The sequence below is a fragment of the Brevundimonas sp. S1H14 genome (assembly GCF_047716865.1).
In the GTDB taxonomy this organism is placed as follows: Bacteria; Pseudomonadota; Alphaproteobacteria; order Caulobacterales; family Caulobacteraceae; genus Brevundimonas; species Brevundimonas naejangsanensis.
The window spans coordinates 913,825-928,576 of the sequence record NZ_CP136679.1; the positions used below are offsets into that span (position 1 = coordinate 913,825).

Consider the following 14,752-nt stretch of genomic DNA (forward strand, 5'->3'; position numbering starts at 1 on the left):
GTTAGCTAGCGATGACATAAGGATGGCCGTTGGTTGGTCGTGTGGAGGGCGTCGCCGGTCTGCGCCCCCGACGCGCCTCCGTCGGCGTCCGTATGAACAACCGTCGGCGGGGTAAGAACGGCTTGTGTATGCTTCGCCATCCGGGAGCCAGCCGAGCTGGAATCAAGCCGCAAGGGACGACGTTGTCCCTCGAGGCTCGTCTCTCCTCGGAGGACGGGCGAGCGCCGCTCAGCAGACCGCCCTTAAGGGAGGGCGGCATTTTCAAAGGGGCGAGAGACCAAGGATGACAAGAGCCTCCGGGGAGCAACCTAGCCCTGCAGACAGGGCCGCGGCGCTTCAGACGCTATCGTCTTCCGCAGCCGCTGAAGCTCTGCTTCGCATGCCGATCGCCGACGCTGCGGGCGCGCTCGATCGACCTGAATTTACAAATGCGGCCAAGATGCTGGCGCTTCTTCCCTCGGCGCAGGCGGGAGAGCTGGTGACGAGGATGGCGGATGACCGGGCCGCATACGTTCTGGCCGCCATGGGTGCGAAGAGCCACGATGTTCTCGGCCAGCTGCCCCACAATTTGCGCCGTTGCCTGGCGGGCCTGATGTCGTGGCCTCACGATAGCGCTGCGGGCCTTATGACCGCAGACTATGTCGCCATGCCGATGCATCTGACGGCGGCCCAGGCGCTTGAACGCGTCCGCACCTTCGCCGGCATGAGCGACGCTGTCTATTCGATTTTGCTGACCGACGACGTCGATAAGCTCGTCGCGACCTTGTCTCTCTGCGGCAGTTGATCAATCTCGACCCTGATGCTCCCGTCGCCGAGATCGCTCTTAGCTTCCCGGTCAGCGTTGGCGCGCTAGAGGATCAGGAACGGGTGATAGAGCTCATCCGCCGTCATGATCTGCTCGGTTTGCCCGTCGTAGACGTGGCGGGACGCCCCATCGGCCTCGTCACGGTCGATGACGTTATCGACGCTTTGGTGGCGGAGAACACGGAAGATGCGGAAAAGTTCGCGGGCCTTGAGGCGCTGGGCCGCCCATATCTCAATACGGGTTTCTTCGCCATGTTTCGGAAACGCGCGGGGTGGTTGAGCATCCTCTTGCTGGCCGAAATGCTCACGGCCAGCGTCATGCAATACTTCGAAGTGGAGTTGGAAAAGGCGATCGTCCTGGCCCTGTTCATCCCCTTGATCATGAGTTCGGGCGGCAACAGCGGCAGCCAGGCGACATCCCTGATCATCCGCGCTTTAGCGCTCGGCCAGGTGAGGCTTCGGGACTGGTGGCGGGTCACCTTGCGCGAAGCGCCCACCGGCGCGGCGCTCGGCGGCCTGCTGGGGTTGATCGGCTTTGGCCGCATCGCCCTTTGGCAGCACCTCGGGCTCTATGACTACGGACCGCACTGGCATTTGGTGGGCGCGACCATCACCGCGGGCCTGATTGGCGTCGTGGCCTTCGGTTCGCTTTCCGGCGCTATGTTGCCTTTTTTGCTGCAAAGAGCGGGTTTGGATCCGGCGACCGCCTCGGCTCCGTTCGTGGCCACGCTTGTCGACGTCGCTGGTCTGATAATCTACTTCACCGTCGCGCTTGTCATTCTGTCGGGATCCCTTCTTTAAAGTCGGAAAAGAAGCGCGGCTCCGCCCCTCGCCCGATCCGGGGCGCGCCCCGACGTCCATAGAGGAAAGACATGGCCCGACCCCAGGCGTCGAAAGCCGGCTTCGTCTTTATTTATAAGAAACGTTCGACGCCCGTGAGCCGTCGGAAGAGGTCGTGCAGCGCAGAGAGCATATATCCGGCAAGTCCAGTCATAATAAACCAATAGCCAAGCCTGAAATAGGTTGCGTGCGGAAGCCTCGGGTCGCAGCACCGGCACGAGCCGACCCCCCGCCGGGGGAAGCAGATCATATGCTGAATGCGTTTTGGCGAACCCTCTATGGCGCGCCTCTGCCATTGCGCGGCGCGGGTCGACTAGCCCTGAAGATCACCCTTGAGAACGAGACGCTTTCATGTCTGCGAGAAGCGTCGTGGGCGATCTCCATGGAGGCTTTCGCTCTTCGATGCCGCTGCCGCACGCTAAAGGGCGGCTTGCGACAAGCTGGACCTTCTGTGCGGCCGATATTTGTGATGAGAAGCGCTTCGCTTCCGACTGAGCGCGAGCCGGGAGGACGTGCTTGTGCAGGAGGCGGAGGCCGAGGCCGCCAAAGTCGTTGAAAGCTGACCCTGAGGCTTTCCCGGCAGAGAGCCCAACCGGGACGCCGCTTTAGACTCAGGCCGCGATCGCGCCCGCCATATCTCTTGCGGGATCACGACCTAAGGGGAGGAAGACGCGTTGCGCGCCGTCGCTGAGGCTTCGCAAAAAGCCTCCCGCCGGGAACGGTTTCGTTTGCTGACGCTTCCCAATGGACCCATCAAAGGAGTTTGAGATGACCAGAGTCCTCGTAAGTCTCGCCGGTGCAGCGCTTATGCTCGCGGCGTGCGGCGACAACCGAAACGCTGATCGGCCTATTGAAGGCCCAATGGTGTCGGAATCCGAGACGCCTCGCAATCCTCCGGTGGACATGTCTGATCGGACCGGCGAGGAGACCCTCACGCCCGGCGCCAACTCCTTCACCGAAGGGCAGGCCCGCGCAGCGATCGAGAAACAGGGCTACGCCCTCGTCGGGGCTCTCAGCCAGGGCGCCGACGGCGTGTGGAGCGCAACCGCCACGAAGGACGGCGTCCAGTCCAAGGTGTCCGTCGACTACAAGGGCGTCGTCAGCGCCTCCCCTGCTTCATAATCCGACACAAAAGAGATCGCCATGACGACCATTACGCGACTGTACGACACTCACACCGAAGCCATGGCGGCGGTGTCCGCCCTAGAAGCCGCCGGTTTCGATGCCCATGATGTCAGCATCCTCTCGAACAACGCGGACAACTGGCACGAGGGGCATCGGCACGAAGGCAGGACGCTGGGTGATATGAACGGCGATGGCGAGAACGACGTCGCCGAGGGGGCCGGAAAGGGCGCCGCGACCGGCGGGGTGCTCGGCGTCGGAGCCGGCGTGCTCGCCGGCCTGGGTATGCTGGCTATACCGGGGCTCGGCCCGGTCGTGGCTGCCGGCTGGTTGGCTTCGGCCGCCGCGGCTGGGGCTGCAGGCGCGGCGGCGGGCGGTGCGGTCGGCGGAATTTTGGGCGCGCTGAAGGAAGCCGGCCACGACGACGACGAAGCTCACGTCTACGCGGAGGGCGTCCGCCGTGGCGGAACCCTGGTCAGCGTGCGCGTGGATGAAAACGAACGGACGCGGGCGCAAGCCATTCTCGATGAAAGCCGAGGTTGGGACGCCGGCGCGCGAGGGGCGGCCTATCGTCAAGGCGGCTGGTCGCGCTTCGATCCTTCTGGTGTCCCCTATACGACAGATCAGATCGCTGAAGAGCGCGCCCGTTACCGCTGAGCGGGAGAGGGGGCGGCGCAGCGCCGCCCCCTAGATCGTTCGTACTTCGCAGGAAGGACGGGTTGTGAAGAAGAAGTCACTGCCCCGATCCTGCGCCGGCGTGAGACCTCATCATATTGAATCATGGGATCAGAACGCCGCGAGGCGTGGTTTCGCCTGACCGGAGCCGGCTCGAGGAGGCCTGCGCCGGGTTGACCGAGAGGGGCCACCCGCCAGCGCGTTCAGATCGGCAGGCCGCGGCGTGCCCGGTCCGGCCCGAAGCTGTGCGAGGGCGGCGGACACCGGGCTTTGGTGGCGAACAGCGTCCAGGCCGAAAATCGTCGTCAAACGGCGCTGTCGCGCACGACAGTTCGGCTACCGGAAATCACGTTTCCTGACCCGGATGTTTTCGAGCGACGGTCGGGGATGTAGATGTCCCGGACCTTCAGCGTCCGCACATCGGGCGCGCTTCCCCGAGAGACTTCGTCGCCTCCCCCATGCGGCAACGGAATTCTCTCTTCGCCTCAGGGGACGTGGTTGAGCGGCCGCCACAGGGCGAGAGCGCCCACGGCGGCCGAAGAGCCTTTCTGGTCTGGGATCGGAACGGCAAGAGCCTCATCCTGTCCGAAGAGCCGGGCGTGGACGCGCCAGGGGCGGTAGGGGACGGGGGGAAGTCGACCGGGATCTCCTGCCGGTGAGCGCGGCCACCTGTTCGCCGGCGCCGTCACGACCCTGGGCGAACTCGCTCGCGGGGGGTCGGAGGACCGGTCCGTCGCCGCCAGTGCGGAAAGCGCAGATCCAGAGGCCAAACTGGGCGCCCGTTCGCCCGCCCCATGCGACAGCCAGGGCCAGCAGAACGACCAGGCCCCATTCCACACGTGTGAACAGGGCGAAGGTCGCCTGGCCGACCTCCAGCGCCGTCGCCAGGGTCAGCGACGGCGCCTGGAACTTCACTGGCGTGGCCAGGAATGAAACGCCGATCAGCAGGCCCAGCCACAAGGTCGCAACGAAGGCGACGCTGGCGTAACGTGCTGTTGCGGCTGTCGACGATCTGTAGCGGGCCATGCCGGCTCCATTCAGGTTTTGCGACGGCTAGGCCGCGAGGGTTTCGTCCGCGGGGCCGAAGAATTCATAGTGGATGCGGTCTGCAGGGACGCCGGCTTCTCGAAGATCCGACACCAGGGCGCGCAGGAAGGGGCGGGGGCCACACAGATAGTAGTCGGCCTCCTGGATCGGCGTTTGCTGGCTCAACCAGGCGCCGGAGATGCGCCCCGCATGGTCATGGCCGTCGGCGTCATTAGCGGGCGCTTCGTAGAAGACGGTGCTGCGCCCGCGCGGATGGGCCGCCGTCAGGGCGCGGATGTGCGGCCCCATGGCGTGGACCCCGGCGTCATAGGCGCCGTGAACATAGTGGACCTCCGTATCCGGCTTCTCGGCGACCAGGGTCTCCAGCATCGACACCATCGGCGTCAGGCCGACCCCGCCGGACAGCAGCACGACCGGGCGCGGCGGCGTCTCGGGCAGGAAGAAGTCGCCCGCCGGGGCGCCGACCTTCAGCACCATGCCGACGCGGGCGTTGTCGTGCAGCCAGCCCGAGGCCAGGCCCTTTTCCTCGCGCTTGACCGAGATGCGATAGGTCTCGTCGTTCGGGGCGCAGGAGATGGAGTAGTTGCGCTTGATCGGCGCATGACCGGGGATGTCGAACCAGAAGGTCAGATATTGGCCCGGTCGGTGACGCAGGATCGGGCCACCGTCTTTGGGTTTCAGCACGAAGGAGGTGATGACCGAGCTTTCGGGGCGCACCTCGACCACTTCGAAGGCGCGCCAGCCGTTCCAGCCGCCATGGGCCGCCGCCAGGTCCTCGTAGATGGTCGCTTCGCGGGTGATCAGGATATTGGCCAGGAACCAGTAGGCTTCGCCCCAGGCGGTCATGATCTCTTCTGTCGCGGCTTCGCCCAGAACATGGGCGATGGCGCCCAGCAGGGCGGCGCCGACGTGAGGGTAGTGATCGGGCAGTATCTGCAGACCGACGTGCTTCTGGGCGATGCGCTCGACTGCCGCGGCCAGGGCACCCAGGTTATCGATGTTGGCGGCGTAGGCCAGGATGGCCCCGGTCAGGGCGCGCGGCTGGGAACCGGCGTCGCCGTGGTGCGAATGGTTGAACAGGTCGCGGATCTCGGGGTTCTGGAACATCCGCGAATACATTTCGTGGACGATGTCGAGACCGTGCGCCTCGAGCGCGGGAACAGTGGCTTTGACAAGCGCGATCGTGCGCTCGCTGAGGGCTTGAGCCATCAGGAAACTCCTAGGCGATACTAAGTGGGGGAAGGAAAGTGGGGGACTGCCGGCGTTTAATCGCCGGGCGGCTCGTTGTAGAAGTCGACGCGCATCTTCATCGGCCCCAACGGTTCGACGGAATGGACCTGTTGCGGTTCGATATGGCCCGGCGTTCCCGGACGGAGCACAGTGGTCATGTGCGGGTCGCGATAGGTCAGGCGGACCTCGCCTTCCAGCACCTGAATCAGACCCCAGGTTCCCGCCTTGAGGCTGTGATCGGCCCGCAGGGCGGCGGGCAGGGACGAGGCGTCAAACACCGGCGTCGAGCGATAGGGGATCGGCGCTGAAGCGGCTCGGGCGGCCGGGGCCGGCGGTTGTTCCAGACTACGCGAGCGGCCGTTCATCGCCCTTGCTCCATTGATGCATCACTAATGCATCTATAGCGCGCATTTGAAACATGCAATGAGGATGCATATAATTTCCTGCGGCGCGATGACGCGCTGATCGAGAACCCCGCCGTAAGCTGCTCCAGAGAGATGAATGCGCCTGACGCGCTATACCGATTACGCCATGCGGGTGCTGCTCTACCTTGGCGCACGTGAGGATCGGCTGTGCTCGATCGCCGAGATCGCCCAAGCCTACGACATCTCCCAGAACCACCTGATGAAGGTGGTCAGCGACCTGGTGAACGCGGGCTATCTGGTCAGCGTGCGCGGTCGATTCGGCGGAGTGAGGCTGGCGCGCCCGCCGGCCGAGATCAACGTCGGGGCCGTGGTGCGCCACACCGAGGACGGCTTCGATCTGGTCGATTGCGGAAACTGCATCATCGCGCCCGCCTGCTGCCTGACGGGCGCGCTGCATCAGGCCTTGGCCGCCTTCATGAAGGTGCTGGACGGCTATACGTTGGAAAACCTGCTGGCGCGTCGGGGCGAAATTGCGAGATTGTTCGAGCCCTCGGAGGATTAGAAGCGAGTAGCTTGAAATCGCGAAGCTCGCGCTTCAGTTCCGGCAGTTATGCCTAATCCCCTCTATGCCGAGCCTAGGCGAGACTTTGCAACGGCAGGTCCAGAAGCATTTGCGCCAACGCCTTGCCTTGAGCATCGAAACGCAGCTTCGCCATACGGCCGCCTCTTAGGGCTGCATGAAGAAGAAAGTTGAACGACCGGCTGCCGGGCAGGCTGAACCGTTCGACCCGATCCGCACCGGGATGATGCAGGTATTCGCTACCCGGTCCGCTATCAGGTGATGGAGCAAGGTTTTCGAACGCTTCTGCCGAGCGTGCGGTTATGCCGATGTGGATGATGTCGCCCTTGTCGCGCTACGCGCACTGGCGCCGGTCATTCCGTTGAGGCCACTGAAATCTGAACTCGTGCCCTCGCGTTAATCGCGCGTTGCAGCCGTTGACGACGACTTTTCCGCTCGTTTCTGGTAGCCTCTTTGGCGCGCTGGAAATCCCTGCGATTTCCGCCGCCGTGGTGACCATATGGTGACCACGAGCATCAGCTCGATCAGCGGATGTAGAATTTTATCAATGCTCTCAAGAGCTTATCGGCAGGGATAAGGCGGTTTCAGCTTCCTCTACTGGGACATCGAGCTGGAGCCCTGATGGGCGAGCGTCTTGGCGCTCGATCTTGATGCGTGGGGTGATTTTAAGCGGTATCTTTGACGAGGTGCGGCTGGTTTCTCGTCTTTTCAGATGATGTTCAGCTTCATTGCTGTTCCCTAGCGTCAATAGCGCCCGACATCAGCTATCTTTTTATGTTTCGTCTTGTCGTGCCGTGAATAACGCGCGAGGCTTCATGCCATGATGCAGTTGGGGGGCGAGGAATAGTATGGGGTGGCTGCCCTTAGTCGCCGCTGTCGTCATGGGGCATGGCGGCGCTTCGGCTGAAGCGGCGGCGGGGCAGAATGTGCGCCCGGATCTTGATCTGGAAGAGCCGGTCCAGGTCGAGGATGTGGAGGTGTTCGGGCGGCGCGGCGCGGCGCTGACGCCCCCGGAGATCGAATTAGACGGCGCCGATATTGATGCTCTGGGCGCGTGGAGCATCGACGATGTTTTGAAGCGCATGGATGAAACCCTGGCGCTTGGCGGCCAGCCTCTGGTGCTGATCAATGGGCGGCCGACGCCTAATGTCAGCGCTTATACGGGGTTTCCGCCTGACGCTCTTGTGCGCGCCGAAGTTCTGCCTCCTGAAGCTGCAGGCCTCTACGGCGCCGTTCCGGGACAACGTGTCGTCAATCTGGTGCTGCAGCAGAATTTCTCCAGCTATGACGGGCGGGCTGTCGGATCGCGGCCGACCCAGGGCGGAACTTCGACTTTGTCCGGCGATCTGAGGCGTTCCGCTATCGCCGGAAGAAATACGCATCAACTCGGCCTGCGTCTCTCGCGCGACACGGCGCTGCGGGCAGGGGAAAGAGACCGCGCCCTGGCGACAGATGGACCGGACGCGGACCTCGTGACGTTGCGCCCGCAATCGGAACTCCTTTCGGCTAATATCAGCCTTACGCGCGGGCTGGGCGAGTGGTCCGGGGTCTTCAGCCTGAATGGACAGGCGCAAGAGAGCCGTTCAGTGGCGCAGATAGGCGTCGGCGTGGTCGAAAGCCGTCGCCGTTCGCAAAGTCTCGGCATGTCCGGCGGCGCCAGTGGGCAAGTGGCCGGCTGGATGGTGCAGACGAATCTTAACGGCCAGATTGCGCGCAGTCAGGAAGACGGCCTGCAGGACATGAGCAGCGACACCTTGTCGTTCGGGATTACGGGTGCAGGTCAGCGGTCGCTTATTGAACTGCCGTCCGGACCTATGACCGCCAATGTGAGCGCCGGCTTCCAGGGCAGCCGGGCGACTGTTGAGCGTGACCTGGACCGGTCGGTTCACAGTTTCCAGACGAACAGTGCTCGAGGCGCGCTGAGCATCCCCTTGACGAAGTCAGGCGGTCCCGGCGGGAGGGATCGCCTGGGTGATATTGTGGCGACCTTCGGCGTGGGAATGCGCAACAGCGGCGGCGCCAGTGGCGAGGATGTCAGCGCAGGGCTGGCCTGGACTCCCCGCCGGGGCATACGTTTAAACGGCGAATGGGGGGCGTCGACGGACAGCGTGCCGGATATCCAGCGTTCTGAGCCGGAGTATTACGGCCCCCCGATCGTTGTTTTCGACTTCCGGAGCGGAGAGGCAGTCGAGGTTTTGCCTATCAGGGGGGGCAATCCGGATCTGACGCCGCCCGAATCCGAACGTTGGAGCGTCTCGGCCTCATGGGGGCCTTTCACATCATGGGGATTGTCGGGCAATCTGGGTTATGTGCGCAACGCCCATACAAATGGGATCGGCTCGCTGCCCGAGTTGACCGAAGACGTGGAGATGGCGTTTCCCGACCGTTTCCATCGGGATATCAATGGTAGGTTGATAAGTATCGACTATCGGCCGCTTAATCTGAGTTCGACGTTTTCCGAGAGTCTGACCACGGGCGCGAACTTCAATCTTCCTCGTCCGGCAGGGGCGGCGGGGCAAGAGGCGACGATCATGCGCGTCGCGATCAGTCACAGTCTTCAACTCGCCAGCGTCACGCGTTTGCGCGCAGGGTTGGCCGAATTAGATCGCCTCAAGGGAGATGGCGGAGGAATTTCACGCCAGAACGCCAGCGTTTTGATTGACGCTCAGCGGGGGCGGTGGGGCGCGAATCTTTCGGCTCATTGGCAGGAAGGTTATCGAACGCGGCGCCTTGGCGGAGTGGATGGTCCCGATGATCTGGTCATCGCGGATTTCATGACGGCTGATCTGAGGTTCAGCTTTCAGATGATGTCCGGTCGCAGCCGATCCGGAACCGGAGCCACCGAGACGCCTCGTCGTCGCAGTACAGGCCTGCAGGTCAATCTGGAGATCAGCAATCTGTTCGATACGCGCCGTGAGGCGCGCCTGGGCGACGGATCGCCAGCTCAAGGCTATGGGCGCGACATGCAGGATCCCTTGGGCCGCGCCGTGCGCCTGACGTTGCAGCGCCGGTTCTGATGGAAGGGGCGACTTGACGAAGTCCGCACGCTTCGTGAGAGTGTCAATCTAGCGAACAATGGTCTGGGGAGAGACCATGGGCGAGAGGCAAGCACGGATTACAGCGCCACATGAACTGGACGAGACGTTTCGATCCAGCGCACAAGGTTTGCGCGCGATCACGCGCCGCGTGCAGGGAGACGAAGCCGATCTTGCTCAGGACGCTTGTTTAAAGCTTGTCGAAACAGCAAGGCGCGAGCCGGTTAAAGCACCGACTCATTTGCTTTTCCGTCTCGCACGCAATCTGGTGATTGATCGACTGCGCAGTCGGGCGCGGACGCTGCGCTTGTTTCGCCCGGAAGACCATTATGAGCAGGGGCCCTGCAATCTGGCTGACCCAGAACGCGTCCTGCTTGCGACTGAAAGGCTGCGCAGGGCGCTGGCGGTCATCGACGCCATGCCTGGCCGCCGTCGCGAGGCCTTTCTCCTGCATCGCATCGACGGTCTCAGCTATCTCGAAATCGCCCGTACAATGGGAATTGGCGTGAAGGCGGTGGAAAAGCATCTTTCGGCCGCCATGCTGGAATTGGTACAAAAAATGCAGGCAGACGAATTGGATGAGTAGGGAATAAGCTCCTTCATTCGTCTATGGTGGTAATCCTTCGGCTCTACACGCCGCCAATTCGCCGGTCATGATCTTAAACGAAGAAATCCAGCAGGAGGCTGCTCGGTGGTTCGCCGCCCAGCGAAGAGGCCCTATGTCGCTGGAAGAGCGACAGGCTTTTGACGTCTGGCGTTCCCATCCTCTGCATCAGGCCGCCTTGAACAGTATGCACGAGGTGTGGGGCGAGCTTTCAAACGTCGCTGAAATGGTTCCGGCGCCGCGCCGCAGGGCTCCCCAACAGGTCCGCCTCGCCGCCATAGCCGCCGTTCTGGTGTTGGGACTGACTGCGAGCGTGGGCCTGGGCGCCCTCTGGCGGCTGGATCGCACGTCCAGTGAAACGGGTGTCGGCGAACAACGCAGTCAGGAGTTGCCGGATGGCAGTATTGTCGCGCTGAACGTCGTAACGCGCGCTCAATATGATCTTAATCGCCGCGAACGAGTGGTGAATCTGAAAGAAGGCGAGGCGACCTTCGTCGTCCGTAAGGACCCTGATCGTCCCTTCCTGGTACGGGCGAGCGGCTATGAAGTCCGGGCGGTCGGCACGGCGTTCAATGTTCGTAGCCGTGACCACAGCCTGGACGTCGCCGTCAAGGAAGGGGTGGTCGAGGTCCGCTCCCTGGCAGGGGGCGGAAAGCCGATTCTCCTGCGCGCCGGGCAGAGATTTCAAGTTAAGAATACGAACCAACACACGTTCAAGCAGACGCGGATCTCGACGATCCCGACGACGTCCGTCGATGAATGGCGCCAGCGTGTCCTGACTTATGAAGATGCGCCGGTCGATCAGGTGATCCGCGACCTCAATCGCTTCTACGAGCGCCCTGTTTCGGCAGAACCCTCCTTGGGACGCCGTCATGTGACGCTGCGCCTTGTGATCGACGACCGGGCCGATACGGTGCAGCGCCTCGCCGCCCTGCTCGACGCCGACATCCGCGATGCGGGTCGCGAGGACCGCCTCAAGCCCGCAAGCTGAGATTTTACGATCCCTGCAAAAATATGCGTCGGGGCAGGTAGGGTTTCTGTCGCCTGAAACGTCAATCTCTCAAAACAACCATCTCTTGGGAGGGAGAGGTCTATGGTGTTGCGGTCTTCGCGCGTCGGTATTTCACGTTTGCGCATGTTGGCGGGGGCGGGATGCGCCGCATTGATGATTGCGGCGTCGCCCGTGGGCGCGACAGCTCAGTCGGCGGTGACCTCATTCAACATCCGTTCGGCGCCGCTGTCGCAAAGCCTGCTTGAATTCGGACGCCAGGCCGGAATTTCGGTCGCTGTAGATCAATCTCTGACATCCGGCCTGCGCGGCCGCGCCGTGTCGGGCGACCTGCCGGTCGGCGAAGCTCTGGACCGACTGTTGGTCGGTACGGGCCTTACCGCCGAATTCGCCGGCCCGAATGCTGTTCGTCTGGTACGCGGCGGCCAGGGCGATGCGGGGGGAAACGACCTTCTGCAGGGCCCGATCGCCCAAGAGACGACCAGCGTCGCCGACGTGATCGTGACGGCTCAGAAGCGTGAGGAATCCATTCAGAGCGTGCCCATCGCGGTCTCCGCCTTCTCGGCAGAGAACTTGGACGCGATGAAGATTGAAGGCGGTTCGGAACTGATGCGCGCCATCCCGAACGTGGCTTTCTCCAAGGGCAATTTCAGCATGTACAATTTCTCGATCCGTGGGATCGGGACCAAGGCGGTTTCAGCATCGTCTGACCCTGCTGTCGCCGTCAGTTTCAACAATACCCCCCTCATCCGAAACCGTCTTTTCGAACAGGAATACCTGGACGTGAACCGGGTAGAGGTCCTGCGCGGGCCGCAGGGAACGCTCTATGGCCGTAACGCTACGGCCGGCGTGGTCAACATGTTCCCCAAACTGCCCGGTCCGGACTTTGAGGCGATGCTGAAGGCTGAGACCGGCAACTTCGGCACGATGCGCGGCCAGATGATGGTCAATGTCCCGATCACCGACACCTTCTGGGTTCGTGCGGCTGCGGGCCTGACCAAGCGGGATGGATTTGATTACAACTCCTTCAACGATACACACGTCAACGGACGTGATCTGCATTCTGTGCGGCTGTCCGCAGCTTGGGAGCCGACGGATCGTTTCCGCGCCAATCTGATCTGGGAACATTTCGGGGAAGACGACAATCGTTCTCGTACCGGCAAGCAACTGTGTACGACTGACGACGGCCCGACGCAGGTGGGGAATTTTACGCTCACCAGTAAATTCCTGCAGGGGGTTCTAAGTCAGGGCTGTCAGCCGGGGAGCCTTTATGCAGATGCGGCCTATGGCACGCCTAATGGCACTAGCATGGGCCAGATCTGGGCGGCAGCGAACGTCGGTTATGGGCAGCGTCTCGTAAATGGCGTCAGAATTTCAACACGGGGAATTGATGTAGGGATAAATCCCTATGAAGGCGTCGTTCAATCAACAGATCTTCGTGAGGTCTCTACGAGCTATGATCCGAAATTTGTAGCTAATAATGATGTTTATCAGCTAAATCTTGAGTATGATTTTAATCCTAATCTTACGCTTGTGTCGCAAACAACATATGCAAAAGACTATTTCTGGTCTTCTCAGGACTATATGAGATATGTTTCTAATGAAATTTTTAATAAGAGTAATTACGACGATATTATAGACGCATGGGGAAATCCGCGACCTCTTCATAGCAGTATTTACAATGCAGCGCCGGAGGGGGTGTATACGGATCCGCAGCTCGGACCATCTAAAAGAATGCTTGCCGTTGACCTTAGTAAGTCAAAAAATGAGCAATTTTTCCAAGAATTCAGGTTGCAATCAAACTACTCCGGACGATTTAATTTTAATCTAGGAGTGAATTACCTCAAATTTGATACGAGGGATGATTATTATGTATTCAATAATGTTTTCACACTTATCGCTGAGTACTGGTACAATAGGGTTCCTATAGATCCTTCAAATCCAACTGACGGTGGCATGTCGATCCCCTGTGTGGATGGAAGCCAGAATGAATGTGTCTACGTTGACCGATCCTCTATCAAAAACATTGCGGGCGACGGGCATAATTATTTTAGAAGTAAAAATGAAGTAACAACTGAATCTTATGGTGTATTTGGTGAGGTATATGTTGATCTTTCAGATATTTTTCGCCTGACGGCTGGCCTGCGCTATACCGACGACAGCAAGACGTCAACGCCATATCCGACGCAACTGCTTTTAGGGACCAGGGATAGTCTAGGTTACGGTCATTTGACTGGCGGTTCGTTCTCCAGGGGCTTTGAAGCTTTGCCGGACATTGAGCAAAACTGGTCTGAAATGACGGGCCGTCTTGTTCTGGACTGGAAGCCGTCGGACAATCTGATGGCCTATGCGTCCTACGCGCGCGGCTATAAAGGCGGGGGGACCAACCCTCCGCGGGCGGGCCTCGATCCGAGGGTGGTGCAGTATCTGCCGCAGTCGAGCATTTTCGAGCCTGAATTCCTCAACGCCTATGAGCTCGGGATCAAGACCAGTCTGTTGGATCGCCGTCTGCGCTTGAACGCAACAGCCTTCTACTACGACTATACCGACTATCAGGTGTCTCAGATCGTTGACCGTATTTCTCTGAACGAGAATTTCGATGCGGAAAGCATGGGGTTAGAGCTTGAGGTCAATTATCAGGTCACGCCACGGTTCCGGATCGATGGCAACTTTGGTTATCTGAAAACGCGGATTGCCGACGGTGAAGGCTCCATCAATGTCATGGATCGCACTCAGGGAAATCCCGAGTGGATGGTATTGAGGCCCTGGGTCCAGGTGCCGTCAAATTGTGTGGCGCCGACCGCTCTTGTCGAGAAGATTGTAAGCAGCAACTTCGGCGACAGCCTGAATCAACTGGCTCTTCAGGTCTTGTGCGGAGGCTCAAAGAACTATGGTTCGTTCGATCCAAGCTTTGTGGGCGGTACGCCATTCTGGGCATTGTACGGCATTACATATAATCCACTGACCGATGCGCCGAATAGCGGTCGCGGCTTCTTGGCGGACCTCAGTGGAAATGAACTGCCGAACTCGCCGCGATGGACGGCAAACATCGGAGCCCAGTACGTCTGGGATATCGGAGCCTCAAGCATTACGTTCAGAGCCGATTACTATAGGCAGGCTGAAAGCTATTTCCGCGTCTATAATACAGAGTATGATAGACTTAAGGGGTGGGGTAATGCAAACTTGTCTATATCTCTCGAGAATCCTTCTAACGGCCTGACTGTAAGCGCATACGTAAAGAATGTTTTTGACGATACTCCTATTGTGGATGCGTTTACCAATAGCGACGATACGATGTTAACCACAAATGTATTTACTCTTGATCCAAGAATTTTTGGATTCTCATTACAAAAAACGTTCTAGTTCTGTTGGCTTTTTTCAGTAATTGTGTAGTATAATCTCGCCTATAATGGCTACTTATGAAAGACGGAGTTATATGTT

12 protein-coding genes are annotated in these 14,752 nt (G+C 60.4%); 9 read left to right on the forward strand and 3 right to left on the reverse strand.

Going from position 1 to position 14,752, the window contains the following annotated elements; all coding sequences use genetic code 11:
• Positions 1-283 precede the first annotated feature (283 nt).
• The 4 genes from RSD66_RS04430 to RSD66_RS04445 all read left to right on the forward strand — a co-directional run bounded on the left by RSD66_RS04430 (position 284) and on the right by RSD66_RS04445 (position 3,423).
• The gene (locus RSD66_RS04430; protein WP_415289158.1) at positions 284-784 is read left to right on the forward strand and encodes a magnesium transporter MgtE N-terminal domain-containing protein; all 501 of its coding nucleotides are present in this window, start codon (positions 284-286) and stop codon (positions 782-784) included.
• On the forward strand, positions 781-1,605 hold the full coding sequence (locus tag RSD66_RS04435) for a magnesium transporter (protein WP_415289159.1): 825 nt from the start codon (positions 781-783) through the stop codon (positions 1,603-1,605). Before RSD66_RS04430 ends, RSD66_RS04435 begins: the two co-directional genes overlap by 4 nt.
• Before the next feature lie 942 nt (positions 1,606-2,547).
• A complete protein-coding gene (locus tag RSD66_RS04440; RefSeq protein ID WP_415289160.1) occupies positions 2,548-2,766 on the forward strand; it encodes a hypothetical protein in 219 nt (72 codons plus the stop codon).
• Positions 2,767-2,787: 21 nt separating this feature from the next.
• Positions 2,788-3,423: a hypothetical protein gene (locus RSD66_RS04445; protein ID WP_415289161.1), complete on the forward strand. Its 636-nt coding sequence runs from the start codon at positions 2,788-2,790 to the stop codon at positions 3,421-3,423.
• Between the two features lie 594 nt (positions 3,424-4,017).
• Here the strand turns inward: RSD66_RS04445 and RSD66_RS04450 are convergent.
• The 3 genes from RSD66_RS04450 to RSD66_RS04460 are packed head-to-tail and all read right to left on the reverse strand — an operon-like array spanning position 4,018 to position 6,083.
• Entirely contained in the window at positions 4,018-4,467 is a 450-nt protein-coding gene (locus RSD66_RS04450) for a hypothetical protein (protein ID WP_415289162.1), read from the reverse strand.
• A 27-nt stretch (positions 4,468-4,494) separates the two neighbouring features.
• The gene (hmpA, locus tag RSD66_RS04455) at positions 4,495-5,697 is read right to left on the reverse strand and encodes an NO-inducible flavohemoprotein (protein WP_415289163.1); all 1,203 of its coding nucleotides are present in this window, start codon (positions 5,695-5,697) and stop codon (positions 4,495-4,497) included.
• Between the two features lie 56 nt (positions 5,698-5,753).
• Positions 5,754-6,083, reverse strand: a complete 330-nt coding sequence (locus tag RSD66_RS04460) for a DUF1971 domain-containing protein (RefSeq protein WP_415289164.1) — start codon at positions 6,081-6,083, stop codon at positions 5,754-5,756.
• A gap of 136 nt (positions 6,084-6,219) precedes the next feature.
• Here RSD66_RS04460 and RSD66_RS04465 point away from each other — a divergent pair, with 136 nt between their 5' ends.
• The 5 genes from RSD66_RS04465 to RSD66_RS04485 all read left to right on the forward strand — a co-directional run bounded on the left by RSD66_RS04465 (position 6,220) and on the right by RSD66_RS04485 (position 14,674).
• Positions 6,220-6,645, forward strand: a complete 426-nt coding sequence (locus RSD66_RS04465; protein ID WP_415289165.1) for an RrF2 family transcriptional regulator — start codon at positions 6,220-6,222, stop codon at positions 6,643-6,645.
• 866 nt (positions 6,646-7,511) lie between these two features.
• On the forward strand, positions 7,512-9,680 hold the full coding sequence (locus RSD66_RS04470; protein WP_415289166.1) for a TonB-dependent receptor: 2,169 nt from the start codon (positions 7,512-7,514) through the stop codon (positions 9,678-9,680).
• A 76-nt stretch (positions 9,681-9,756) separates the two neighbouring features.
• On the forward strand, positions 9,757-10,284 hold the full coding sequence (locus RSD66_RS04475) for an RNA polymerase sigma factor (protein ID WP_162140901.1): 528 nt from the start codon (positions 9,757-9,759) through the stop codon (positions 10,282-10,284).
• A gap of 67 nt (positions 10,285-10,351) precedes the next feature.
• Positions 10,352-11,293 carry a FecR family protein gene (locus RSD66_RS04480; RefSeq protein WP_415289167.1) on the forward strand — a complete coding sequence of 314 codons (942 nt, stop codon included), beginning with the start codon at positions 10,352-10,354 and terminating at the stop codon, positions 11,291-11,293.
• A gap of 102 nt (positions 11,294-11,395) precedes the next feature.
• The gene (locus RSD66_RS04485) at positions 11,396-14,674 is read left to right on the forward strand and encodes a TonB-dependent receptor domain-containing protein (RefSeq protein WP_415289168.1); all 3,279 of its coding nucleotides are present in this window, start codon (positions 11,396-11,398) and stop codon (positions 14,672-14,674) included.
• Positions 14,675-14,752: the final 78 nt, after the last annotated feature.

Excerpts from the sequence above, each read along its gene's own strand:
- RSD66_RS04470 (WP_415289166.1), top strand. The coding sequence starts at position 7,512 with ATGGGGTGGCTGCCCTTAGTCGCCGCTGTCGTCATGGGGCATGGCGGC.
- hmpA (WP_415289163.1), bottom strand. The coding sequence starts at position 5,697 with ATGGCTCAAGCCCTCAGCGAGCGCACGATCGCGCTTGTCAAAGCCACT.
- RSD66_RS04460 (WP_415289164.1), bottom strand. The coding sequence starts at position 6,083 with ATGAACGGCCGCTCGCGTAGTCTGGAACAACCGCCGGCCCCGGCCGCC.
- RSD66_RS04475 (WP_162140901.1), top strand. The coding sequence starts at position 9,757 with ATGGGCGAGAGGCAAGCACGGATTACAGCGCCACATGAACTGGACGAG.
- RSD66_RS04445 (WP_415289161.1), top strand. The coding sequence starts at position 2,788 with ATGACGACCATTACGCGACTGTACGACACTCACACCGAAGCCATGGCG.
- RSD66_RS04440 (WP_415289160.1), top strand. The coding sequence starts at position 2,548 with ATGTCTGATCGGACCGGCGAGGAGACCCTCACGCCCGGCGCCAACTCC.
- RSD66_RS04465 (WP_415289165.1), top strand. The coding sequence starts at position 6,220 with ATGCGCCTGACGCGCTATACCGATTACGCCATGCGGGTGCTGCTCTAC.
- RSD66_RS04430 (WP_415289158.1), top strand. The coding sequence starts at position 284 with ATGACAAGAGCCTCCGGGGAGCAACCTAGCCCTGCAGACAGGGCCGCG.
- RSD66_RS04485 (WP_415289168.1), top strand. The coding sequence starts at position 11,396 with ATGGTGTTGCGGTCTTCGCGCGTCGGTATTTCACGTTTGCGCATGTTG.
- RSD66_RS04480 (WP_415289167.1), top strand. The coding sequence starts at position 10,352 with ATGATCTTAAACGAAGAAATCCAGCAGGAGGCTGCTCGGTGGTTCGCC.
- RSD66_RS04450 (WP_415289162.1), bottom strand. The coding sequence starts at position 4,467 with ATGGCCCGCTACAGATCGTCGACAGCCGCAACAGCACGTTACGCCAGC.